The organism is Mycobacterium sp. ITM-2016-00316 (assembly GCF_002968335.2).
GTDB lineage: Bacteria > Actinomycetota > Actinomycetes > Mycobacteriales > Mycobacteriaceae > Mycobacterium.
In genome coordinates, this window is the sequence record NZ_CP134398.1 from 5,586,530 (window position 1) to 5,611,790 (window position 25,261).

The 25,261-nt window shown below is 67.6% G+C and carries 15 protein-coding genes and 1 pseudogene; 4 read left to right on the forward strand and 12 right to left on the reverse strand.

The annotated features are described in order from the left end of the window. Positions 1-8 precede the first annotated feature (8 nt). Entirely contained in the window at positions 9-1,631 is a 1,623-nt protein-coding gene (locus tag C6A86_RS27115; protein ID WP_233213220.1) for a GMC oxidoreductase, read from the reverse strand. Positions 1,632-1,812: 181 nt separating this feature from the next. On the opposite strand from C6A86_RS27115, the pseudogene C6A86_RS27120 reads away from it, so the two are divergent. From C6A86_RS27120 to C6A86_RS27135, 4 genes and pseudogenes are all read left to right on the forward strand, one after another. After that, positions 1,813-2,891, forward strand: a pseudogene (locus C6A86_RS27120) (alkane 1-monooxygenase). Between the two features lie 50 nt (positions 2,892-2,941). Beyond that, a complete protein-coding gene (locus C6A86_RS27125; RefSeq protein ID WP_105365848.1) occupies positions 2,942-6,190 on the forward strand; it encodes an arabinosyltransferase domain-containing protein in 3,249 nt (1,082 codons plus the stop codon). Then, positions 6,187-9,396, forward strand: a complete 3,210-nt coding sequence (locus C6A86_RS27130; protein WP_233213221.1) for an arabinosyltransferase domain-containing protein — start codon at positions 6,187-6,189, stop codon at positions 9,394-9,396. The genes C6A86_RS27125 and C6A86_RS27130 overlap by 4 nt, the downstream gene beginning before the upstream one ends. A 2-nt stretch (positions 9,397-9,398) precedes the next feature. Continuing rightward, positions 9,399-10,280 carry an MBL fold metallo-hydrolase gene (locus tag C6A86_RS27135; RefSeq protein ID WP_105365834.1) on the forward strand — a complete coding sequence of 294 codons (882 nt, stop codon included), beginning with the start codon at positions 9,399-9,401 and terminating at the stop codon, positions 10,278-10,280. A 2-nt stretch (positions 10,281-10,282) separates the two neighbouring features. On the opposite strand, the gene C6A86_RS27140 is transcribed toward C6A86_RS27135, so the two are convergent. The 11 genes from C6A86_RS27140 to C6A86_RS27185 all read right to left on the reverse strand — a co-directional run bounded on the left by C6A86_RS27140 (position 10,283) and on the right by C6A86_RS27185 (position 25,227). After that, on the reverse strand, positions 10,283-10,765 hold the full coding sequence (locus C6A86_RS27140) for an RDD family protein (RefSeq protein WP_233213222.1): 483 nt from the start codon (positions 10,763-10,765) through the stop codon (positions 10,283-10,285). 23 nt (positions 10,766-10,788) lie between these two features. Beyond that, complete coding sequence (locus C6A86_RS27145; protein ID WP_105365835.1) at positions 10,789-11,196, reverse strand: hypothetical protein; 408 nt, start codon at positions 11,194-11,196, stop codon at positions 10,789-10,791. A gap of 105 nt (positions 11,197-11,301) precedes the next feature. Next, complete coding sequence (locus C6A86_RS27150; protein ID WP_105365836.1) at positions 11,302-12,876, reverse strand: acyl-CoA carboxylase subunit beta; 1,575 nt, start codon at positions 12,874-12,876, stop codon at positions 11,302-11,304. Next, positions 12,873-13,772 (reverse strand): thioesterase domain-containing protein, encoded by a 900-nt coding sequence (locus C6A86_RS29235; protein WP_396834364.1) that lies wholly within the window; start codon positions 13,770-13,772, stop codon positions 12,873-12,875. Before C6A86_RS29235 ends, C6A86_RS27150 begins: the two co-directional genes overlap by 4 nt. Next, positions 13,769-18,223 (reverse strand): polyketide synthase Pks13, encoded by a 4,455-nt coding sequence (gene pks13, locus C6A86_RS27155; protein ID WP_396834366.1) that lies wholly within the window; start codon positions 18,221-18,223, stop codon positions 13,769-13,771. Before pks13 ends, C6A86_RS29235 begins: the two co-directional genes overlap by 4 nt. A 60-nt stretch (positions 18,224-18,283) precedes the next feature. Next, complete coding sequence (gene fadD32 / locus C6A86_RS27160; RefSeq protein ID WP_105365837.1) at positions 18,284-20,173, reverse strand: long-chain-fatty-acid--AMP ligase FadD32; 1,890 nt, start codon at positions 20,171-20,173, stop codon at positions 18,284-18,286. Positions 20,174-20,453: 280 nt separating this feature from the next. After that, on the reverse strand, positions 20,454-21,470 hold the full coding sequence (locus tag C6A86_RS27165) for a cutinase family protein (RefSeq protein WP_105365838.1): 1,017 nt from the start codon (positions 21,468-21,470) through the stop codon (positions 20,454-20,456). Between the two features lie 47 nt (positions 21,471-21,517). Next, positions 21,518-22,021 carry a DUF732 domain-containing protein gene (locus C6A86_RS27170; RefSeq protein WP_311100941.1) on the reverse strand — a complete coding sequence of 168 codons (504 nt, stop codon included), beginning with the start codon at positions 22,019-22,021 and terminating at the stop codon, positions 21,518-21,520. Between the two features lie 132 nt (positions 22,022-22,153). Further along, entirely contained in the window at positions 22,154-23,041 is an 888-nt protein-coding gene (locus C6A86_RS27175; protein WP_105365840.1) for an alpha/beta hydrolase-fold protein, read from the reverse strand. Positions 23,042-23,193: 152 nt separating this feature from the next. Continuing rightward, on the reverse strand, positions 23,194-24,198 hold the full coding sequence (locus tag C6A86_RS27180; RefSeq protein WP_105365841.1) for an esterase family protein: 1,005 nt from the start codon (positions 24,196-24,198) through the stop codon (positions 23,194-23,196). A 99-nt stretch (positions 24,199-24,297) separates the two neighbouring features. Beyond that, positions 24,298-25,227 carry an alpha/beta hydrolase family protein gene (locus tag C6A86_RS27185; RefSeq protein ID WP_233213223.1) on the reverse strand — a complete coding sequence of 310 codons (930 nt, stop codon included), beginning with the start codon at positions 25,225-25,227 and terminating at the stop codon, positions 24,298-24,300. Positions 25,228-25,261: the final 34 nt, after the last annotated feature.

Sequence of the window (25,261 nt, forward strand, 5' to 3'; positions counted from 1 at the left end):
CCAACCAGCTAGCGGCGCCCGGCCAGGATCGCCTCGATATTGCGCTCGGCCAGTGCGGTGATGGACATGAACGGGTTGCAGCCGATGTAGCCGGGGACCAGCGACGCGTCGTTGACATAGAGCTTCTCGTGACCGTTCACGCGCCCGAACAGGTCGGTCGCCGCCCCACGCACACAACCACCCAGCGGGTGGACGGTGTTGGGCGCGAACGCCTTTCCTTCGAACAGATCGTCGCGGTAGTCGACCCCGTTGGCCTGGGTCACCCGGTCGAACACCAGCCGCGCACGCTCGATCAAATGGTCGGTGTGCCCCTGCGGCCAGTCGATGCCGATGGAGTCCGACTGCCGGTCATAGCTGATCGTCGCCCGGTCACCGGTGCGCACCATGGCGTAGTAACCCAGCGCATTCGTCTCCAGCGGCAGCGGCAGCGAGAACATGCTGGCGTACACCGGATTGTCCGGGTCGGCACGACCGTCCAGGTTGATCATGCCGAGCAGCGACTGCTGGGTGCCCACCGGTTCGGCGGTGTTGTGCGAAACCATGATGTCACCGTTGTTGCCGTAGCCGTTGCCGACCTCATCGTGCAGGTTGGCCAGATCCCCGTTCTCCCGTGCGCGTAACAGCAGGTGCGTCGTGCCAAGCACACCCGCGGCCAGATAGAGCTGCTCGCAACCGATCTCATCACGGGCCACCTCCTTGCCCCAGCGGTCGATCTCGCGGATGGACACCACGTACTCACCCGAGTGTTCCTGACGGATACCGGTCACCTCGGTGAGCGGTCGCAGTTGTACGTTCCCGGTCTTCAGCGCCGCCGCGACATAGGTCTGGTCGACGCTGCCGAGGCGGCCGTGATTGTTGCCGTACTGGCACTCCCAGTCCAGCGCCGAGAGCGGCACCTCACCGGCGGCCTCACGCATCATGTAGTCGAACGAGTAGGCGCTGCCGTTGATGTCGACGCCGTACCCGGCCGCCTCGGCGTAGGCGCGGCCGACCCGGGCGTACTGGAAGTACGGGGTCTGCTCGAACCAACCCATGTCCCGGTAGCTGATCTGCAGCGCGTTCCTGGCCCGCTCGACATAGGTGCCCAGGAATTCGTTCGGGTCGATGTCCGGGAAGGCGGCCCGCGCCTGCTCGGGTGTCGGCACGGCGGCGATGGCAGCGTTGACCATGGAGCCGCCTCCGACGGCGATCCCGCGGAACACATCGTGGGCACCGAAGGTGACCTTGTCGCAGATCCCGGCCTGGATCGGCTGGGATCCCGGATTCTGTGCCGCCACCGCGTTCACCGACACGCCCATGAACGACGGCACCAGACTCGGCGGGACATCGCGGAACCAGCCGGCGCGGGTGTCCGCCGGCAACATCTTGGTGAACCGCTTCCCGTCCTCATCGGGGGTGTCCCAGAGCCGCCCCCGCTCCAGGATGAGGGTGTCCACCCCCGCCTCGCCGAGGCGCAGCGCGCTGACACCGCCGCCGTAGCCACTGCCCACCACGATGGCCTGGTGGAACGCGCGCCCCGCCGGACGTTCCTCGGGCCGGTTCGACGAACAGGCCCCCACCCCGACCGCACCGGCCGCCAGACCCGCCGCGGCACCCAGAAAACGCCGTCGCGTCACTTTGATCTTGAGCACCCCTACACCCACCTCACAGCAAAATCATCATTCGTTATGGCTCCGTGTTTGCACTGCTCGCGCAACCAGGTTAAATAGGCACCAGCAACTAGTTCTCTCCATCCCCCGGCAAGGATACGAAGTGACCGACGCGCAGACCGGCAGAACGCCCACGTGGCGGGCTGTAAAACGGTATCTGTGGATGCTCGGCGCCATCGTCCCGGGGATGGTCGGATTGGCGTGGCTGATGGTCCAGCTGACCGGTCTCCAGGTGTTCTGGTGGGTGGGCCCAATGCTGGCATTCGTCGTGATTCCGGTGCTTGACCAGCTAATTGGCGCCGACGAAACGCACGTCCCCAGCGGCACACTCGAAGATCTCGAAAACGATAATTTCTATCGCTGGGTCAACTATCTTTACCTGCCCAACCAGTACCTTTCGCTGATCTTCGCGTGCTGGCTGTGGAGCGGCGGTGGCTGGCTGACCATGGGCACGATCGACAAGATCGGTCTGATGGTCACCGTCGGAATCGTGGGTGGGATTGCGATCAACGCGGCCCACGAATTGGGCCACCGGCGCGCCAGCGCCGAAAAGCGACTGAGCAAGATCGCCCTTGCGCAAACTGGCTACGGTCATTTCTTCGTCGAACACAACCGCGGCCACCACCTGCGGGTGGCGACGGTGGAAGATCCCGCCAGCGCGCGCCTCGGTGAGAGCGTCTATCACTTCATTCCGCGTTCGGTGCTGGGCGGGCTGCGCTCGGCATGGCAGCTGGAGGGCGCGCGACTCGCCAAGGCCGGCAAGTCCCGGTGGTCACTGCGCAACGACATCCTGAACGCCTGGCTGCTATCGGCGGCCATTTTCGCGGGCCTGGTCGCCTGGTTCGGCGCCGTCATCATTCCGTGGCTGCTCGGGCAGGCAATCATCGGCGTCTGCCTGCTGGAGACGGTGAACTATCTGAGCACTACGGCCTGCGCCGGCAGCGACTGGCTGACGGCCGCTACGAGCGGGTGGGACAGCGGCACAGCTGGAACAGCGACACGCTGATCGCCAACGTGTTCCTGTATCACCTGCAGCGGCACTCCGATCACCACGCCAACCCGCAGAAGCGCTATCAGACGCTGCAGCACTGCGATCAGGCTCCGCAGTTGCCCACCGGTTACGGCAGCATGCTGGTGCTGGCCTGGTGCCCGCCGCTGTGGCGCCGGGTGATGGATCGCCGGGTATTGGCGCACTACGGCGGCGATATCCGGTTGGCGGCCCTGCAACCCGATAGGGCCTAGCGCGGGTCGTCCGGCGGTCCCGGGCCGGCTGTCGCCTAACCTTGAACCTCGTGCCCGATAGGAAAGTCCGCCTTCTCGCCGTCATCACGGGCCTTGTCGGCTTTCTGCTCTGCGCCCTTGCCCCGCTGCTGCCGGTGCGGCAGAGCACCGCAGCGATCCAGTGGCCCCAGTCCGCGAACGCCGACGGCTTCGTCGGCGATATCACCGCGCCGCTGGTCTCGGGCGCGCCCAGATCGCTGGACGTGACCATCCCGTGCCGGACGGTCGCCAGCCTGCCCGCCGACGGCGGACTGGTGTTCTCGACGATCCCGCCCGCCGGTATCGACGCCGGGCGCAACGGCCTGTTCGTCAATGCCAATGCCGACGTCGTCTACGTCGCGTTCCGGGACACCGTCGCGGCGGTCGCACCGCGCGATGCCGTCGACTCCGGCGCCTGCAGTGAGCTCCGGATCTGGGCCGATGTCGGCGCCGTCGGGGCGGATTTCGTCGGCATCCCCGGCGCCACCGGCACTCTCGGTCTCGACAAGCGCCCGCAGGTGGCGGGCATCTTCACCGACCTGCGTGTCGGACCGGATGCCGGCCTGACCGCGCGCGTCGACATCGACACCCGCTTCATCACCTCGCCGACCGCGCTGAAGACCGCGGTGATGGTGCTCGGCGTGGCCGCGGTGCTGGCGTCCATCGTCGCGCTGGCGCTGCTGGACCGCACCGCCGGTCGGCGCGCACCGCCGGGCAATCGGCGCCGCACAGGTCTGTCGGTGTGGCTCGCCGACGCCGGCGTGGTGGGCGGACTGCTGGTCTGGCACATCGTCGGGCCGCCGACCTCAGATGACGGTTACAACCTGACCATGGCCCGGGTGTCCGGGGAGGCCGGGTACATCGCCAACTACTACCGCTATTTCGGCGCCTCGGAAGCCCCGTTCGACTGGTACCAGAGCGTGCTCGCGCAACTGGCCTCGATCAGCACGGCCGGGGTCTGGATGCGGCTGCCCGCCACCGCCGCCGCGATCGGCACCTGGCTGCTGCTGAGCCACATCGTGCTGCCTCGGCTGGGGAACCGGTTGGCCCGCAACCGGGCCGCCGTGTGGACCGCGGGCGCGGTGTTCCTGGCCGCCTGGCTGCCGTTCAACAACGGTCTGCGCCCCGAACCGCTGATCGCGTTCGGTGTGGTCCTCATCTGGGTGCTGGTGGAACTGTCGGTGGGCCGCCGCCGGCTGTGGCCGACCGCGGCCGCGATCGTCGTCGCGGTGTTCTGCGTGACGCTTGCACCGCAGGGTCTGATCGCGCTGGCGCCGCTGCTCGTCGGCGCCCGGGCGATCACCAGCGTCGTCGCCGAACGCCGCCCCGCCCTGGGGCTGGCGGCCCAGCTGGCACCGCTGGCCGGCGCCGCATCGCTGATCTTCGTGATCGTGTTCCGCGACCAGACGCTGGCCACGGTGGCGGAGTCGGCGCGCATCAAGTACGTGGTGGGCCCGACCGTCCCCTGGTACCAGGAGTTCCTGCGCTACTACTACCTGACCGTCGAGGACAGCGTCGACGGTTCGCTGACCCGCCGGTTCGCGATACTGATCCTGCTGCTGTGCCTGTTCGGTCTGCTGATGGTGATGCTGCGCCGCGGCACCGTGCCCGGCGCGATGAACGGGCCGGTGTGGCGGCTGATCGGCAGCACCGGCATCGGACTGCTGCTGCTGACGTTCACCCCGACCAAGTGGGCCATCCAGTTCGGTGCGTTCGCCGGGCTGGCGGGCGCGCTCGGCGGTGTGACGGCATTCGCACTGGCCCGGGTCGGCCTGCACAGTCGGCGCAACCTCGCGCTGTACGTGACCGCGCTGCTGTTCGTGCTGGCGTGGGCCACCTCGGGTCTCAACGGCTTCTTCTACACCGGCAACTACGGGGTGCCGTGGTTCGACAAGCAGCCCGTCATCGTCGGCTTCCCGGTGACCACGATCTTCCTGGTGCTGGCGATCGCCGGTGGCCTGCTGACGGCCTGGCTGCACTTCCGTATCGACTACGCCGGGCACACCGAGGTCGCCGACACCGGCCGCAACCGGGCGCTGGCGTCCACCCCGCTGCTGGTCGTCGCGGTCATCATGGTCGTCCTGGAGCTGGGCTCGATGCTCAAGGCCACCGCGAGCCGCTACCCCGTCTACACCACCGGCTCGGCCAACCTGGCGGCCCTCGGCCTGACCGGGTCTTCGGGGAACAGCTGCGCCATGGCCGACGCCGTGCTGGTGGAGGCCGATACCAATGCCGGACTGCTGCAACCGGTTCCGGGGCAGCGCTTCGGTGAGTACGGCCCGCTGGGCGGCGAGAAGCCCATCGGGTTCACCCCCAACGGTGTCAGCGACACCCTGGAGCCGCCCGAACCCGTGGCCGCCAATCCCGGCACCCCGAACTCGGACGGCCCGGTCGACAAGCCGAATGTCGGCGTCGGCTACGCGGCGGGCACCGGCGGCGGTTACGGCCCCGAGGGCGTCAACGGATCCCGGGTGTACCTTCCGTTCGGGCTGGACCCGGAAACCACTCCGGTGATGGGCAGTTTCGACGAGAACACCCTGGCGGCCAAGGCCACCTCGGCCTGGTACCAGCTGCCGCCCCGCACCCCGGACCGTCCGCTGGTGACCGTCGCCGCGGTGGGCGCGATCTGGTTCTACGAGGAGGACGGCTCCTTCAACTACGGCCAATCGCTGAAACTGCAGTGGGGTGTGCACCGGCCAGACGGCAGCTACCAGGCCCTGTCCGAGGTGCAGCCGATCGACACCTTCTACCAGAAGGCATGGCGCAACCTGCGTTTCCCGCTCGCCTCGGCTCCGCCGGAGGCCAACGTGGCCCGCATCGTCGCCGATGACCCGAACCTGTCCGAGGACCAGTGGTTCGGCTTCACCCCGCCGCGGGTACCGGTCCTGCAGACCGCGCAGGAGTACCTCGGCACGCAGACCCCGGTGCTGATGGATATCGCCACCGCGGCCAACTTCCCCTGCCAGCGGCCCTTCGCCGAACGTCTCGGTGTCGCCGAACTGCCGGATTACCGGATCATTCCGAACTTCAAGCAGATGGTGGCATCCTCGAACCAGTGGCAGTCCGCCGACGACGGAGGACCGTTCCTGTTCATCCAGGCACTGCTGCGGACCTCGACCATCCCGACGTATCTGCGTGACGACTGGTACCGCGACTGGGGTTCGATCGAGCGTTACATCCGGGTGGTGCCACGCGATATCGCGCCCGACGCCGTCATCGAAGAAGGGACTGCAAACGTGTTCGGCTGGAGTCGCGGCGGACCGATCAGGGCCCTGCCGTGAGTGAACCTGTGAACGAACCGAAGGCTCTGAGCGACGTGAAGATCGCCCGCTGGGTCGCCACCATCGCCGGCCTGCTCGGCTTCGTGATGGCGGTCGCCGTGCCGCTGCTGCCGGTCACCCAGACCACCGCGACCCTGAATTGGCCTCAGGCGGGCCAGCTCTCGAATGTCACCGCTCCGCTGATCTCGCAGGCCCCGGTGACCCTGACCGCCACGGTGCCATGCTCGGTGATCCGGGACATGCCCGCCGAGGGCGGGCTGGTGCTGGGCACCGCGCCCGCCGAGGGCCGGGACGCGGCGCTGAACGCGATGCTGGTCAACGTCACCGAGTCGAGCGCGGACGGCCCGGGCCGGGTCGACGTCATCGTGCGCAATGTGGTGGTGGCCAGCGTCGAACGCGACCGGGCGGCAGACTGTTCCGACCTGCGGATCATCTCCGACCACGATGGCACCTACGCCGAGTTCGTCGGGCTGACCCAGGAGGACGGCACCCCGCAGCGCACCGGTTTCCCCGACCCCAATCTGCGGCCGGCCGTCGTCGGCGTGTTCACCGACCTGACCGGCGCTGCGCCGCAAGGACTGTCGCTGACGGCCGATATCGACACCCGGTTCACCACGCATCCGACCGCGCTGAAACTCACCGCGATCGTGCTGGCGATCCTCTCGACGATCATCGCGGTGCTGGCGCTGTGGCGGCTCGACCGCCTCGACGGGCGGCGCATGCACCGGCTCATCCCCACCCGCTGGAAGACGGCGACCCCGGTCGACGGTGTCGTGGTGGGCGGCTTCGCGCTCTGGTACGTCATCGGCACCAACTCCTCGGACGACGGCTACATCCTGCAGATGGCACGGGTCGCCGATCACGGCGGCTACATGGCCAACTACTTCCGCTGGTTCGGCAGCCCCGAGGACCCGTTCGGCTGGTACTACAACGTGCTGGCGCTGATGACCCGGGTGAGCGACGCCAGCATCTGGATCCGCTTGCCCGACCTGATCTGTGCGCTGGTGTGCTGGCTGCTGCTGTCCCGCGAGGTACTACCCCGGCTGGGGCCCGCGGTGGTCGCCAGCCGTCCGGCGCTGTGGGCGGCCGGCCTGGTACTGCTGGGCGCCTGGATGCCTTTCAACAACGGGCTGCGCCCGGAGGGCCAGATCGCCACCGGCGCGCTGATCACCTATGTACTGATCGAACGCGCAGTCACTTCCGGGCGGCTGACACCGGCTGCGCTGGCCATCGTCTCGGCGGCCTTCACTCTGGGCATCCAGCCGACCGGCCTGATCGCGGTGGCCGCGCTGGTGGCCGGTGGCCGCCCCATCTTGCGCATCATCATGCGAAGGCGTCTCACCGTCGGCACCTGGCCGCTGCTGGCGCCGCTGCTGGCGTCGGGCACGGTGATCCTGGCGGTCGTGTTCGCCGATCAGACGCTGGCCACGGTGCTGGAGGCCACCAGGATCCGCACCGCGATCGGACCCAGCCAGGCGTGGTACACCGAGGTTCTGCGGTACTACTACCTGGTCCTGCCCACGGTCGACGGCGCCATCTCGCGCCGGTTCGCGTTCCTGTTCAGCGTCATGTGCCTGTTCCCGGCGCTGTTCATGATGTTGCGCCGCAAGCGGATCGCCGGGATCGCGCGCGGCCCGGCCTGGCGGTTGATGGGCATCATCTTCGCCACGATCTTCTTCTTGATGTTCACCCCTACCAAGTGGATTCACCACTTCGGCCTGTTCGCCGCGGTGGCGGGCGCGATGGCCGCGCTGGCCACGGTGATGGTGTCACCGGCGGTGCTGCGGTCGGCACGCAACCGGATGGCGTTCCTGTCGCTGGTGTTCTTCGTGCTGGCCCTGTGTTTCGCCTCGGTCAACGGATGGTGGTACGTCTCGAACTTCGGCGTCCCGTTCAACACCGCGGTGCCGGCGATCGGCGGGGTGACGGTCAGCACGATGTTCTTCGTGCTGTTCGTGATCGCGGCGCTGTGGGCGTTCTGGTTGCACGTGTCGGGGGGCGGGGAGTCCCATGTGGTCGATCGGCTCACCGCCGCACCGATTCCGATCGCCGCCGGCTTCATGGTCGTGGTGTTCGTGGCGTCGATGGCCATCGGCATGGTCCGCCAGTACCCGACCTACTCCAACGGTTGGGCCAACGTGCGCGCCCTCGCCGGTGGCTGCGGCATGGCCGACGACGTGCTGGTCGAACCCGACTCCAATGAGGGCTTCCTGCGGGCGCTGCCCGGTGATTACGGTCCGTTGGGACCGCTGGGCGGGGCCGGCGCGCCCGGCTTCTCCCCCGACGGAATTCCGGACCGGATCATCGCCGAGGCCATCCGGCTGAACAATCCGCAGCCCGGTACCGACTACGACTGGAACCGGCCGATCCGGCTGCCGCGGCCCGGTGTCAACGGGTCTCGGGTGCCGTTGCCGTACGGACTGGACCCCGCGCGCGTACCGGTCGCCGGGACGTATTCGACCGGGGCACAACAGGAAAGCCGGCTGGCCTCGGCCTGGTACGAGCTGCCCCCCGCCGATGACGCGCACCCGTTGGTCACCGTCACCGCCGCAGGCACCATCTCCGGCGTCAACGTCGCCAAGGGTGAGATCTCCGGGCAGACCGTGGAACTGGAGTACGCGGTCGCCGGTCCGGACGGCGCCCCGGTGCCCGCCGGGCGCGTCAGCCCGTACGACATCGGCCCGACTCCGTCGTGGCGCAACCTGCGTTACCCGCGTGAGCAGATCCCGGCCGATGCGATCGCGATTCGCGTGGTCGCGGAGGATCTGTCGCTGAGCCAAGGTGATTGGGTCGCGGTGACCCCGCCACGGGTGCCCGAGGTGCGCTCGGTCCAGGAGTACATCGGCTCCCAGCAGCCCGTGCTGCTGGACTGGGCGGTCGGTCTGGCCTTCCCCTGCCAGCAGCCGATGCTGCACGCCAACGGGGTGACCGAGGTACCGAAGTTCCGTATCTCACCGGACTATTTCGCCAAGCTGCAGAGCACGGACACCTGGCAGAACGGCCTGGAGGGCGGACTGCTCGGCATCACCGATCTGCTGCTGCGGGCGTCGGTGATGTCGACCTACCTGTCCGATGACTGGGGCCAAGACTGGGGATCGTTGCGGCGCTTCGACACCATCGTCGACGCCGAACCGGCCCGGCTCGAGCTGGGAAGTTCCACGCACTCCGGGCTGTACTCGCCCGGTGAGATCCGCATCGGGCCGTAGCCATGGCCGATCGCACCCACCTCGGAAACGCAGTCCTGACAAGGGTTGTGGAGACATCGTTCGAACCGGGTGTCGAGATGTTCGGGCAGACACCGGAGCAGGCGTGGTCCGAGCATGCCGATCTGCTGGTGCCCACCTTCCTGAACCCGGACGCCCGGCGGTGGCGGGTGGCGATCCAGACCTGGGTGATCGATGTCGACGGGCTGCGGGTATTGATCGACACCGGCGTCGGCAACGGCCGTGACCGACCGATCCCGGTACTGAACAACCTGGACACCGGATTTCTCGCGGCGCTCGCAGCCGCGGGGGTCAGCCCGGACAGCGTCGACGTGGTGCTCAACACCCACCTGCACACCGATCACGTCGGGTGGAACACCTCCGCCTCCGACGGGGGCTGGGTGCCCACCTTCCCGAATGCGCGTTATCTGCTGCCCGAGGCCGATTTTCGGTATTTCGGACCCGGCGGCGCCGGCTGCGACGCCGCGGCGCGGGTGGTGTTCGACGACAGCGTGGCACCGGTGTACGCGGCCGGGCAGGTCGAATTGTTCAGCGGGGAGTACCAATTGAGCGAGTCGGTGTGGCTGCGGCCCGCAGCGGGACACACGCCGGGGTCATCGGTGCTGTGGCTGGACGCCGGCAGACCGGCGGTGTTCGTCGGGGATCTGACCCATTGCCCCATCCAGATTCCGCGGCCCGCGGATCCGTGCGCGTTCGATCTGGACGCCGACGCCGCCGCGGCGACCCGTAAGCGGGTGTTCACCGAGGCCGCGCGACGGCGTGCGACCGTCATTCCCGCGCACTATCCGGGCCACGGCGGTGCCACCCTGGTTGCCCGCGGTGACGCATACCAGGTCGACGACTGGCTGGACCTGCCTGCGCTCTGAGTTCAACCGAGCTGGACCTTGGCGTAGACCACCCGGCTCCCCAACACCACGTCCTGCAGCGAACGGCGACGCGCATCAACGGCGACCCACAGCAGTCCCACCGGGAACAGCACACAGGCCACCGCCCGGATCAGCGCGATCAACGGTGGCACCCGGCCACCGCGGCGGCCGGTCACCCGCAGCCCCATGGTGACCGCACCGACGGTGCAGCCCGACACCGCCCAGCACGCGGCCAGGTAGAAGACCGCGACACCGAACATGACCGCCGTGGAGAACACCACGCTGACGGTCGGGAAGCTGAACGAGGACGGGTTGAACATCAACCGGGCCAGGATGAGACCCACGTAGAGCGCGCCCAGTACCACTCCGACGAAGAGCAGATCGATGACGGCGGCCACTCCACGGCTGACGATGCCGGCCGAGCGAGGCTTGCCGAGCGAACCATCGGACACCGAGCGAGGCTTGCCGAGCGAACCATCGGACACCGAGCGAGGCTTGCCGAGCGAGCTCACCGTGGTTCCCGGCCCAGCAGACGGTCGACGAATCCGGACACCAGATCGTCGGCCCGCTCGCCCTGGGTCCGTACATCGCTCATCACCTCGGCGGTCACCGAGTCGGTGGACTGCCGGATGATCGCGGGCAGATCGATCCCGTCCACCACCTCATCGGCCAGCCCGATGAGGTCGAGCCGCTCACGTGCCAACGCGTTCAGGTCGAGCTCGTCCAGGATCGTCTCGATGCCGGCGGCCAGCACCCGTTCGCCGCGCGCCTGCAGGTCCAGCCGGCCGCGCCGCAGCCAGGTCCCGACCATCGGCAGGCCCTCGACACCCCGGTAGACCACGGCGACACCGTCCGCGGCACTCGCGACGACCCCGAGTGCCACGGCGACCGCAGGCGGCAACGCCTTGTCCGACATCGTTGCATCGTAGTGCGCTACCGGAGGTGCTGTTCGGCCTCTTCGTAGGACCCGGTGGGAACGTGCCGGATAGGACCGTCGCAGGGCGTGAAGCTCACTGCGCAGTTACAGCGGCGTCAGGCCGTGCTTGCGCAGCACCTTCTTGACGGGCTGCTTGTCACGCAGCAACCGCAGCGACTGACGGATCAGCAGCCGGGTCTGGTGCGGTTCGATGACCCCGTCGATGTAGCCGCGTTCGGCGGCGATCCACGGCGTGGCCAGGTTGGCGTTGTAGCCCTCGATGAAATCGGCCCGGATCTTCTGCACCTCGGGTGCGGTGGGATCGGGGAAACGCTTGACCAGCAGCTGGGCGGCACCTTCGGCGCCGATCACCGCGATGCGCGCGGTGGGCCAGGCGAAGTTGAGGTCCGCGGAGAGCTGCTTGGATCCCATCACCGCATACCCGCCGCCGTAGGCCTTGCGCACCACGATGGTCACCTTGGGCACATCGGCCTCGACGATCGCGTTGAAGAACCGGCCACCGCGTTTGATGATGCCGCCCTTCTCCTCTTCCAGACCGGGCATCGCTCCGGGGGTGTCGACGACGAAAACCAGTGGCAGGTTGAACGAATCGCAGAACCGGATGAACCCGGCCGCCTTGTCGGAGGCTTCGTTGCCCACCGCGCCGGACATGTGCATCGGCTGGTTGGCGATCACCCCGACGGGGCGGCCGTCGACACGGGCGAACGCGGTGATCATCGAGGGGCTGCGCTGGTCGGCGATCTCGAACACGTCACCGTCGTCGAAGATCCGCAGCAGGATCTCGTGCATGTCGTAGGCCTGGTTGTCCGAGTCCGGCACGATCGTGTCGAGTTCCAGGTCGGACGGCGTGATCTCGGGCTCCAGACCCGGGTTCACGATCGGCACATCGTCGAAGTGGTTGGAGGGCAGGAAACTCAGGTAGTCCCGCACGTACTGGTAGGCGGCCGACTCGGACTCGACCACCTTGTGGATGTTGCCGCGCTGCGCCTGCACGTCGGCGCCGCCGAGTTCGTCGAAGGAGACATCCTCACCGGTGACGTCCTTGATGACGTCTGGACCGGTGATGAACATGTAACCCTGATCGCGTACGGCGACAACGAGATCGGTCTGGATCGGCGAGTACACCGCACCACCGGCACACTTGCCGAAGATCAGCGAGATCTCCGGGACCAGGCCACGCAGCATCTCGTGACGGCGACCGAGTTCGGCGTACCAGGCCAAGGAGGTCGCGGTGTCCTGGATGCGGGCGCCCGCCGAGTCGTTGATGCCGATGATCGGGCAGCCGACCATGGCCACCCACTCCATCAGCTTGGCGACCTTGCGGCCGAACATCTCGCCGACCGAACCCTGGAACACGGTTTGGTCATGGCTGAACACGCCGACGGGGCGGCCGTCGATGGTGCCGTGACCGGTCACCACGCCGTCGCCGAAGAACGCGTTGGGGTCACCGGGAGTCTTTGCCAGCGCGCCGATCTCCAGGAAACTGCCGGGGTCCAGCAGCGCGCTGATCCGGGCGCGGGCGCTCGGAATACCCTTCTTGTCGCGCCGGGCCTTGGCCTTCTCGTCGCCGGGATCCTTTGCCAGCTCCAGCTTCTCGCGGAGTTCGGCAAGCTTCTCGGCGGTGGTGTGCAACGTGGGCTGCACCGGGGTTTCCGTCACTTCGAGTCCTTCTCAGCTTCGATGCGGTTGATGGCCTCGCTCATGTGAGCACCGACCTTCGCGATATAGGGCTCGTCGATGGCCTGGATGTGCTCACCGCCGATCGGCACCACCTCCAGCTCGGACACGTACTCACCCCAGCCGCCGTCGGGCTTGCGGGTGGCGTACGCCGGTTCGAAGACGATGGCGTCATCGTGGTAGCGGTCGGCCAGATAGAGCGTGACGTGCCCGTCGTAGGGCCGGATCTCGATGGTGTCGAGCGCCCGGTTGTCCAGGTAGGAGGTGCGCTGGTGCTCGATGATCCCGCCGGGGATCTGCACACCGCTCTGTGACACCAGGTCCAGTACGTACTTCACCTGACCCTCGTCATCGAGCTTCTCCAGTTCCTCATAGGGGATCTCGGGGATCTCGACGTTGAAGGTGCGCTGCGCGAACAGGGCGTAGCGGTCCCAGCGGGCACGCATGCCGGCCTGGGACTTGTCGATCGGCTCCCCGGGAAGGGCGAGGTCGATGAGGCCGACGAACCGCACATCGGCGCCGGCCTCCTTGAGCCCGATCGCACACGCGTAGGCCAGCGCACCGCCGAGGGACCAGCCGGCCAGCACGAACGGACCGTCATGCAGTTCCAGCAGTTTGGGCACGTACTCGGCGGCCCGTTCCTCGATGGAACCCTCGACCCGCTCGATGCCGTACACCGGAACCTCGGCGGGCAGCCGGTTGATCAGCGGCTCGTAGACGACGGTGGAACCGCCGGCCGGGTGGAACACGAACAGCGGCAGGGCGTTCGAACCCTCCGGCGCCGCGCGCAGGGTGCGCACGAATCCGTCGACCACGCCGTCTTCGAGCTGGTTGCGGACGTGGGTGGCCAGTTCTTCGATGGTCTTGGCCGAGGTCACATTCTCGACGGTGATGGTGCCCTCGGCGCGTTCTGACAGTCGGCCCGCCAGCTTCGTCGCGGCTGCCGCGTCGATCGTGGGCAGCTTATTGAAGATGCCGCCGGGTGACTTGCCGGTGACGATCGCCCAGGTGGCGAAGGTGACGCGCTCGGCCGCGTCACGCGGGGGACGTCGGCGCCCAGAGCTTCGGTGACGGCCTCCTGGGTCAGCACCTTGGCCGCGGCGGCAGCCGCGGTCGCGTTCGGCTTGGCGGGATCGGCCTGCGCCGGACCGCTGGGATCCGTTGGCGGCGGCGGGATCTCGATACCCACCTCGGCCAGCGAATCCACGGTGTCATTGGTCGGCTCCGCTGTGATCGGATGCCCGACCTCGGCCAGCTTGGCTTCGAGCTCGGCCACGGTGGTGGCCCCGCCCATGAGCTCGGCCTGCGCCGCGGCGATTTCCTCGGCGCTCTGACCCTTCTGCGCCTCGGCCAGATCGCCGACCTCGTCGCGGTGTTCGATGGCGTACTGGATCAGCTTCTCCACCGCGTACAGGTTGGCATCGCGCACGGCGGTCAGCTGGATCGGCGGCAGGTCGAAGTCGTACTCGACGCGGTTCTTGATGCGCACGGCCATCAGGGAATCCAGGCCGAGTTCGATCAGCGGCACCTCCCAGGGCAGATCCTCGGGCTCGTATCCCATGGCGCTGCCGACGATGGTGCCCAGCCGATCGGCCACCGTCTCACCGGTGTCCGGGGACCATTTGGCGAAGTTCGCACCGATGTTCGCGCCGGCGGTGAGGTTGTCGGCCTCGAACGCCGGGGCCGCGCTGTCCTCGACAATGGCCGGCGCGGAGGTGATCTCGGCGACGGTGCCCGCGCCGACGGCGGTCGGCAACGCGGCCTGCTGGCCGCCGCGGGTGACGATGGCGTCGTAGACGAGTGTGAACGATTCGTCGATGCGGGCATGTACCTGCACCGTCGCCCCGCCGGGGTGCCGGGTGAGCGTGGTGACCAGGCGGGCGTTGTCGGCCGGTACCGCGCGCTGCTCGAACGCCGTCAGCTGGGCATCGGGAAGCACCTGCGCGGCAGCGGCTTTGACCAGTGCCGGCAGGTCGGCCGCACCGTCGGGCGCGTACTCCCAGACGTGCCGGCCGTCCGGGGTGGCCACATGGGTGCCCGGCATCAGCACCGAGCTGTCCCCGGTGAACCGGGCATCCAGCCAGTGCTGCTTGCGACGGAAACGGGTGCGCGGGATGTCGGCGTAGTCCAGCGCACCGGCCAGACCGCGGGACCGGCGCGGGAACAGCGAGCGCGGGTCCAGATCGTGGCCGTGCACGAACAGGGTGGCCATCGCCACCGTCATCGAGTCGACCTCGTCCTGCTTGCGGGCCAGCGTGGCGATCAGCTGCGCATCGTGCAGGCCCGCCGACGCCGTGGTCAGCCCGACCTGCATGAGCGCCACCGGATTCGGCGCCAGCTCCAGGAAGGTGGTGTGCCCGTTGTCCACGGCGTTGCGGATGCCGTGGGTGAAGTAGACGCTGTGCCGCAGCCCCTTCTTCCAGTAGTCCACATCGTGGATCGGGTCCGCACCGACCCGGATCAGCTGACCCTCGTGCACCGTCGAGTAGTACGGCACCTTCGTCGGACGTGCTTCGATGCCTTGAATTTCGGCGGCGAGCTCACCGAGCAGCGGATCCATCTGCTGGGTGTGGCTGGCGCCCTTGGTCTGGAACTTGCGGGCGAACTTACCCTCGGATTCGGCACGGGCGATGATCGCGTCGATCTGCTCGGGCGGGCCGCCGATGACGGTCTGGGTGGGGGCGGCGTAGACGCACACCTCCAGGCCCGGGTAATCGGAGAACACGGTCTTGATCTCGTCGGCCGAATACTCGACCAGCGCCATCAGCCGGATGTACTCGCCGAACAGCATCGCCTCGCCCTCACCCATCAGGTGGGCACGTGAGCAGATGGTGCGGGTGGCATCGGCCAGGCTCAGGCCACCGGAGAAGTAGGCGGCGGCCGCCTCGCCGAGCGACTGGCCCACCAGCGCACCGGGTTTGGCGCCGTGCGCCTTGAGCAGCTCACCGAGCGCGATCTGGATGGCGAAGATCACCGTCTGGACCAACTCGATGGGATATTCGCAGGTCTCGTCGGTGTAGTCGATGGCGTCATCGAGGATGAGTTCGACGATGGAGTAGCCGCGCTCGTCCTGCACGTGGGCGTCGACCTTGTCGATCCACTCGGCGAAGGTCTCGTTACGCAGATACAGGCTCTTGCCCATCTTGCGGTGCTGCGCGCCGAAACCGGCCAGCACCCACACGGGTCCGTTGGTGACCGGACCATCGGCGGCCAGCACCAGGGGGCTGGGCTTACCGTCGGCGAGCGCACGCAGACCCTTGACGGCCTCATCGTGGTCGTGGGCCAGCACCACGGCCCGGGAGCGGCCGTGGTTGCGCCGCGACAGCGACCGGCCGATCGACTCCAGCGACGAGGCGCGCCCGGCCGCACTGTCGATCCAGTCCGCAAGTTCGGCTGCGGCGGTCCGCTTGCGTGAGGTCAGGAACCCGGAAAGGAACAGCGGGACAACGGGTGCCGGCTGTTCCTGCGTATCGAGTTCGGCACGGGCCACTTCGAGCAGTCGCTTGGCCTCATCGGTCAGGCCGGGCAGTTCGTAGTTGTCCTCGTCATAGCTGGGGTATGCGGGCTCGTCGGTCACGAACTCGCCGTACTCGTCCATCCGGACCCCGGCGACGGACACCGCGTCCTGCGCCGGTTTGTCCTCGGCGACAGGCGCTTCCGGCTCGGGTGCGGGCTCGACCAGATCGGCGGCCAGCACCTCACGCAGCACCAGGTGGGCGTTGGCGCCACCGAAACCGAAGCCCGAGACACCGGCGATGGCATGTCCGCTGTAGCGGGGCCAGTCGCTGACGGTGTCGTTGACCTTCAGATGTTCCTTGTCGAAATCGATGTACGGATTGGGGCCGGCATAGTTGATCGACGGCGGCAGCTTGTCGTGCTGCAGTGACAGCGCCATTTTCGCGAGGCTGGCCGCACCGGCCGCTGATTCCAGATGTCCCACATTGGATTTGACCGCACCCAGCAACGCGGGCTTGTCATCGGCGCGGCCCAGCCCGATCACCCGGCCGAGCGCGTCGGCCTCGATCGGGTCACCCAGGATGGTGCCGGTGCCGTGCGCCTCGATGTAGTCGACATCGCGCGGGTTGATCCCGGCGTCCTTGTAGGCCTTGCGCAGCACCGCGGCCTGGGCGTCCGGGTTGGGCGCGAGCATGCCGTTGGAACGGCCATCGTGGTTGACCGCGCTGCCGGCGATGACGGCAATGATCTCGTCACCGTCGCGCCGCGCGTCGGCGACCCGCTTGAGCACCAGCATGCCGCCACCCTCGGACCGGGCGTAGCCGTTGGCATCCGAGGAGAACGACTTGCACCGGCCGTCCGGGGCGAGCACGCCACCGACCTCGTCGAAACCGATCGTCACGATCGGGGTCACCATGGCGTTCACGCCGCCGACGATCGCCACATCGATCTCGCCGCTGCGCAGCGCGCGCACACCCTGGTGCGTGGCGACCAGCGAGCTGGAGCACGCGGTGTCGATGGACTCGGACGGTCCGCGGAAGTCGAAGAAGTAGGACACCCGGTTGGCGATGATGGAGCTGGTGGTGCCGGTGATCGCGTAGGGGTGCGCGGTGGTGGGGTCGGCGACGGCCAGGAACATGTAGTCGTTGTTCGAGCTGCCCACGTACACACCGACATCGCCGCCGCGCAGGCTCGACGCCGGGATCCGGGCGTGCTCGAGGGCTTCCCAGGTGAGCTCGAGGGCCATCCGCTGCTGCGGGTCGAGGTTGTCGGCCTCCATCTTCGACAATGCGAAGAACTCGGAGTCGAAACCCTTGATATCGGAGAGGTAGCCGCCGCGGGTGTGCGCCTTGGCGACCCGCTCGGCGATGCGGGGCTCACCGAGGAATTCCGACCAGCGACCCTCGGGCAGATCCGAGCTGGCATCGCGGCCCTCGAGCAGGGCGGCCCACATCTCGTCGGCGCTGTTCATGTCGCCGGGGAACCGGGTGGCCAGACCGACGATCGCGATGTCGTCCACGCCAGGGGCGCGGGTCCAGTCCTCGTCGGCGTCGAGCACGGGTTCGGGCTCGCCCTCGACGATGACGGTGGCCAGCGACTCGATGGTCGGGTTACGGAACACCACGGTGGCGGTCAGGGTGACACCGGTCAGATCCTCGATATCGCTGGCCATGGCCACCGCGTCCCGCGAGGACAGCCCCAACTCGACCACCGGCGCCGACTCGTTGATCGTGTCGGCGGACTGGCCGGTCGCGTTGGCGATCCAGTTGCGCAGCCACTCGCGCATCTCGTTGACGGTGATATCGCCCCGGGCGGCCGGAGCCGCCCCGGCGGCGACCTCAGGCTGGCGTGAATTGTCTTGTGCTTCAGTCATGTCCACTGTTCACTTTCGCCGCCGTGCGGCCTTGGTAACGCGGCCGGAAAATCGTCGGTCTCAGTCGGTCTCATCGGGGAAGTCGTTGGCGATCTTGCCGCTGCGCAGGCTGCCGTCCAGGTAACCGACCCGGCAGGCACGGCGGCCGATCTTGCCGCTGGAGGTACGCGGGATGGCGCCCGCCGAGGTGAGCAGCACGTCGCGGACGGTGACACCGTGGCGCACCGCGATCGCGGCCCGGATGTCATCGACGATCGGGGCCAGTTCCAGCTTGTGCGAACCGGCCGCCCGCTCGGCGACGATGACCAGCTGCTCGGAGGTGTCCTCCGCGTCGAACTTCAGACCGGCGTGGGAGTCGTCGAACACCTCCGCGGGCAGCTGGTTGGCCGGGACCGAGAAGGCCGCGACGAACCCGGTGCGCAGTGCCTTGGAGGCCTCCTGCGCGGAGTACTCCAGGTCCTGCGGGTAGTGATTGCGGCCGTCGATGATGACCAGGTCCTTGACGCGGCCGGTGATGTACAGATCGCCGTCGTGGAACGCGCCGTAGTCGCCGGTGCGCACCCAGGTCGCGTCGTCGGCGGCACCCTCGGCATGCGAGGGGCTGGTGCGCGATTTCAGGGTGTTCTGGAAGGTCTCGCGGCTCTCGTTCTCTTTGCCCCAGTAGCCGGTGCCCATGTTGGGGCCGCTGATCCAGATCTCACCGATCTGGCCGTCGGGCAGTTCGGTGGCGGACTCGGCGTCGACGATCACGGCCCATTCCGAGACGCCGACCTTGCCGGCCGAGGCCTGCGCGACCGCGGATTGCGAGTCGGCGTCGACCTCGACGATGCGGTTGTTGTTCAGCGCATCACGGTCGACGTAGATGATCTTGGGCTCTTCGGCGGCCGGGGTGGTGGACACGAAGAGCGTCGCCTCGGCCAGGCCGTAGGACGGCTTGATGGCCTTGGGCTGGAAACCGTAGGGCCCGAACGCCTCGTTGAAGCGGCGCACCGTGGCCGCCGAGATGGGCTCGCTGCCGTTGAGGACCGCCTTGACGTTGGACAGGTCCAGCGGCGGCTCGCCCTCCTTGGGCAGACCGCGCGCGGCGGCGTGATCGAAGGCGAAGTTCGGGGCCACCGAGATGACACCGCCGGTGTCACCGGGCTTGCGGGCCATCTCCCGGATCCAGCGGCTGGGGCGGCGTACGAAGGCCGCCGGCGTCATGAAGGTGAAGTTGTGCCCGATCATCGGCGACAACAGCGCGGTGATCAGACCCATGTCGTGGAAGAAGGGCAGCCAGGACAGCCCGCGGTCGCCCTCCTCGGCTTCCAGCGCCTCGATGATCTGCACGATGTTGGTGGCCAGGTTGAGGTGGGTGATCTGCACACCGGTCGGGATGCGCGTCGAACCCGAGGTGTACTGCAGGTAGGCGACGGTGTCGATGGTGACTTCGAGCGGTTCCCAGGTGCTGGCGACCTCGGCGGGGACGGCGTCCACGGCGATGACGCGCGGGCGCTGGTTCGCCGGGCGGCTGCGGAAGAACTTGCGCACGCCCTCGGCGGCCGCGGTGGTGGTCAGGATGGCCGACGGCTGGCAGTTGTCCAGCACGGCATGCAGGCGACCGACGTGACCGGGCTCGGACGGGTCGAACAGCGGCACCGCGACACGACCTGCGTAGATGGCACCGAAGATGGCGACGAGGTAGTCCAGGTTCTGCGGGCACAGGATGGCGACCCGGTCGCCGACCTCGGTGACCTGCTGCAGACGCGCCGCGACGGCCCGGTTGCGGGCACTGAACTGCGACCAGGTCATATCGCACTCGACACCGTCACGCTCGGTCGAGTAGTCCAGGAAACGATAGGCGAGCTTGTCGCCGCGAACCTTGGCCCAACGCTCGACATGGGAGACGATGCTGGCGCTGTCCGGGAACTTGATCTGACCGTTCTTGATGAACGGGTTATGGAACGGCATCAAATACTCCTGTCACAGCACACTCATCGCACGGTCGGCGCGAGCCTCCGGAATCGTACCGGCGCACGGATCACGGCCTCTGGACGACCACTGGCCGACCGCTCACCACTCTTAGTTTTCTCTTAATGTTAGGTGACCGATTCCCGCAGGCCAAATCTGGTTACCGGCGAGTCGGCTTCCAGGGCGAGCGCGGCGACGGGACGATCGGCATCCTGGGCGAGCGAAGCGACGGGACGATCGGCATCCTGGGCGAGCGAAGCGACGGGAAGACGGGCTGGGTCTACCCGTGCTTGGGGTGCGGCGCGTTCTCCAGCAGGTTGCGCGCCCAGTCCAGCGTCCACTGCGGCGCCGGCTTGCCATCCAGCGTCCAGAACTGCGGCGTGTTGTACAGCGCATGCACCGGACCCTTTGTACTGCCCAGCAGGGTTTCCAGGGTGGCGGGCAGGTTTCCGACCGAGAACGCCGACTCGGGCGCGGCGCAGATCAGGTCCCCGGAGCCACAGATCTGGTAGGTGCGGTCATCGAGTGCGCCGAAACCACCGTCGCGCGGACCGGTCATCGCCAGGCCCAGTGCCGACAACATCGGCAGCTCGTGCAGCGTGATCTCGGCACCCTGCCCGGGCGGGTTGGGGCTGAGGTTCTGGCCCACGCCGTCCTGGCGTCGGCCGTCGGCGATCAGCATGGCGCCGAGCACCAGGTCCTGATCCACCGGGCCGCGGCCGTTGCCGATATCGCTGGCGATATCACCGGCGATCACCGCACCCTGCGAGAAACCCACCAGCACATAGCTTGTCAACGGGCATCGGTTGTTCATGTCGGTCATCGCCCGCACCGTCGCGTTGAAGCCCTCGGTGCGACTGTCGTTGTAGGACATCTGGCCGTCGGCGGAGAACGGATTGTGGAACTGCGCGGTGTAGGGAACCGTGTAGATCTCCAGCCGGTCAGTGCCGAACTCGGCGCGCAGCGGGTTGGTCACGTTGAGCAGCAGCGCAATCGGGAACTGCACCGGGTTGTACGGATCGAGTTGCGGCGAGGACTCCCAGGTACCGGGAATCGAGACCAGCTGCACGTCCGGGCAGCTCGCATCCTGGAACTCGGGCCGCGGCTTGCCCGTGGGCGGCACGGCCGACGGACCGTCCGTGGGCACCCCGGGCTGGGTGGCGATCGGCGGGGTGTCGGGCTGGCGCATGAAGACCACCACACCGGCGACGACCACCGCCACCAGCACCGCGACCGCCGCGGCCGCGGCCAGGGCCAGAATGCGATGCCGTTTTCGTCTGCTGTTCTTGGTCGCCATGAGTCCTTGATGTTCCGTCCTGTGAGCCCTGCGAGTACGCCGTCGGGCTAGCAGAGCCGTTCGGTTGCGATGCGAATGTAGTCAGCGGTCGCCGAGTTGACCTCACCGACCTCCGGGGCGATCGACGTGGCATGCGAGTCGTCGACGTCATCGCGGACCAGCGGCAGGACGAAGTCCCACACCGCCTGCTCGGACTGTTTGGCCGCGCGGGCCTGGCAGACGTAGGCGCCGATGCTCAGCGCCATCATTTCGTCGGAGGGCTGCACGCCCGCATCGGCGAGCGCCTTCAGATAGTCCTGCTGGTGCGGGGTCGCGGCGAAGTGATCCTCGACATGGGCGTCATCGCGGACCGCCCCCTGCAGGCCCTGCGCGCGCGCATCGGTGGACTGGCCGGCGGGCTGGCCGATGGTGGTGAGCGTGGTGTCTCCCATCGAACAGCCACCGGTCATGACGGCGACCGAAGCCAGCATCACCGGGGTCAACATCACGAACGACGGGGATACCACCGGCCACTTTGCCAGGGTCGCGGTCCATCGTCGGTTGTGCTGCACAATTCCACGGTACCGGCTGCCCGGCACCGGACCTCGAACGCGACTGTGACCGTTATCGCACCGAGTCCGGGCGAGCGACGCGGACGGGGGAATGCGGGCGCCGGGCGAGCGAAGCGACGGGGAATGATCCCGTCAGGCGATGGCCGCCGCCAGGTCGCCGCGAAGCGCACCCAGCTGCGCCGACCAGCTACCCCAGTCGTGCTGGCCGGCGGTCGGGAAGTCGAAGTGCCCGTTGCGGCCGCCGATGGAGCGGTAGTGCGAATAGAACGTGCGGTTGCTGCCCTGGGCCTGTGCGCAGTCGTTGATCATCGCGGGAACATCACTGCAGGTGGTGGTCTGCGGGCTGAAGATCCACAGCCGGGTGTTGTTGTCCACCAGCAACTGTGCGTGCACATCGGGGTCATGCCACTTCCAGCGGCCGAACTGCACCGGGCCCCACATGTTGTGGGTGTCGACGCCACCGAACTGGGCCATGCCCGCGGTGATCGCGCCGTTCTCGTAGGTGCGCGACGGGGTCAGGAAGCCCGACAGCGAACCCGCGTAGCGGAACCGGTCCGGGTGGAAGGTGGCCAGCATCAGCGCACCGGTGCCGCCCTGGGACGCGCCGACGACCCCGTGCCCGCCGGGGGAAAGACCCTTGTTCGCCGCCAGCCAGTTCGGCAACTCGGTCGCCAGGAAGGTCTCCCACTGCTTGCTACCGTCCTGCTCCCAGTTGGTGTAGAGGCTCCATGCCCCACCGGCCGGGGCGGCCACCGAGACACCGGAGCCGGCCAGGGTGTTCATCGCGTTGCCGGCGGTCACCCAGTTACTGACATCGGGGGCGCCGTTGAAGGCGTCGAGCAGGTAGACCGCATGCGGTCCACCGGCCTGGAAAGCGACCGGGATATCGCGGCCCATCGCCGCCGAGGGCACCATCAGGTACTCGACACCGTCGGCCTTCGCCGGGGTGTCGACCGCGGCCGACGCCGTCCACAGCCCCATCGCCAGCAACACCGCGCACACCATTGCGTGCAGCCTCATGTCCCACCTCTTATCTGGCCGCATAACCCGGCGCCGAATCCCCACCAACGGGTTGTAGTGAATCACATCACCGCAATGAGACGCGCCGGAAACGACTGACGGCGGTGACCCCGAGGGATCACCGCCGCCTGTCGTCGGTCGTCGTCGCGCCGCTACTGCGTCACGGTCGGCGTCGCACCCAGCACGCGCTGGATATCGGGCTTCATGGCCTGCAACTGCGATCCCCAGTAGCCCCAGCTGTGGGTGCCGTTCTCCGGGAAGTTGAACACGCCGTTGGTGCCTCCGTTGGCGATGTAGGTGTCGCGGAAGGTCTTGTTGGTGCGCAGCGTGAAGCTCTCCAGGAACTTTGCGTTGAACAGGTTGCCCGCGCTGGCGCCCGCGTCCAGATCCGACGGGGTGCCGTCACCGCAGTAGACCCAGATGCGGGTGTTGTTGGCGATCAGCGTGTTGATGTTGACGTAGGGGTCGTTGCGTTTCCAGGCCGGATCGCTGGACGGGCCCCACATGTCCTCGGACTTGAAGCCACCCGCGTCACCCATCGACAGCCCGACCAGCATCGGCCACCAGCCCTCGGACAGGTTCAGGAAGCCCGACAGCGAGGCCGCGTACGGGAACTGCTGCGGGTGGTGGACGGCCAGTGTGAAGGCGGCCGAGCCGGCCATCGACAGACCGACCGCGGCGCTGCCGGTCGGTTTGACGCCCCGGTTGGCCTGCAGCCAGGCCGGCAGCTCCTGGGTGAGGAACGTCTCCCACTTGTAGGTGTAGGTGCCGCTCTTGCCCTTGGCCGGCTTGTACCAGTCGGAGTAGAAGCTGGACTGGCCGCCGACGGGCATCATCACCGACAGGCCCGAGTCGTGGTACCACTCGAACGCGGCGGTGTTGATGTCCCAGCCGTTGAAGTCATCCTGGGCCCGCAGACCGTCCAGCAGGTAGAGAGCGGGCGAACCCTCGCCACCGCTCTGGAACTGGATGCGGATGTCGCGGCCCATTCCCGCCGACGGGACGTCCAGGTATTCGACCGGCAGACCGGGCCGGGAGAAGGCCCCCGCCGTCGCCGAGCCGCCGACGGCACTCACCAAGCCGGGCAGCACCGCGACCGCTGCGGTCGCGACCACCACTCGGCGGGTAGCGCCGCGCCACTTCTGAACGAAACTCATCCGTATGTCAATCCCATCGTTTTCGGACCACAACTGGCCGCACTGCCCGTGTAGTCAACCACAACCCGGTGGGACTTCTCTCTCCGGCGAAATCCGTTCTCAGCGATTGAGAGTGGCGATCAGATCTGGCTTCAGAGCTTGCAATTGGGCTCCCCAGTACGCCCACGAATGGTTGCCGGCGGCCGGGAAATTGAACGTCGCGTTGCGTCCACCAGCGGCGGTGTAACGATCCTGGAACTTCTTGTTGCTGCCGATCGCCAGACCTTCCAGGCTGTCGGCATTGAACTTCTGACCGGGATCGGCGTTCTCGTCCAGCGGTGTGGAACCCCCTGGCGCACAGTAGATCCACAGTCGAGTGCCAGCCGCCACCAGCTTTCCGACCTGCTCGACGGGGTCATTGCGCTTCCAGGCCGGGTCCCATGGCGGTCCCCACATGTTGTCCACGTTGTATCCGCCGGCGTCCAGCATGGCGACCCGGATGGCCTGTTTCATGAACGGTGTGGAGGGATTCAGGAATCCCGACAGCGCTGCGGCATAAGTGAACTGGGCCGGGTGGTAGGCAGCCAGGATGAGCGCCGCCCCACCTGCCATCGACAGCCCGACTACGCCGTTTCCGGTGGGCGAGATCTGCTTGTTGGCGGCCAGCCACTGCGGTAACTCGTTGGACAGGAAGGTATCCCACTTGTAGGTGTAGGCCTGGTTGTTGAAGCTCGACGGTGAGTACCAGTCACTGTAGAAGCTGGACTGCCCGCCGACCGGCATCACGACCGAAACGCCGGATTCGTAGAACCATTCGAAGGCGGGGGTGTTGATATCCCAGCCGCTGTAATCGTCCTGGGCGCGCAGTCCGTCGAGAAGGTAGACGGCTTTGGGGCCGCCGGGCTGGAACTGCACCCGGATATTGCGGTTCATCGCCGCGGAGAACACATCGAGGTACTCGACGGGCAGACCCTCGCGGGAGAAGGCGCCGGCGGCCGGCGCGGGCACCACGACGATCGTTGCTGCGGCCGCGACCGCCGCCATCGTCATCTGAAGAAGTCGACGAGCGCCCACTCCGAATTTT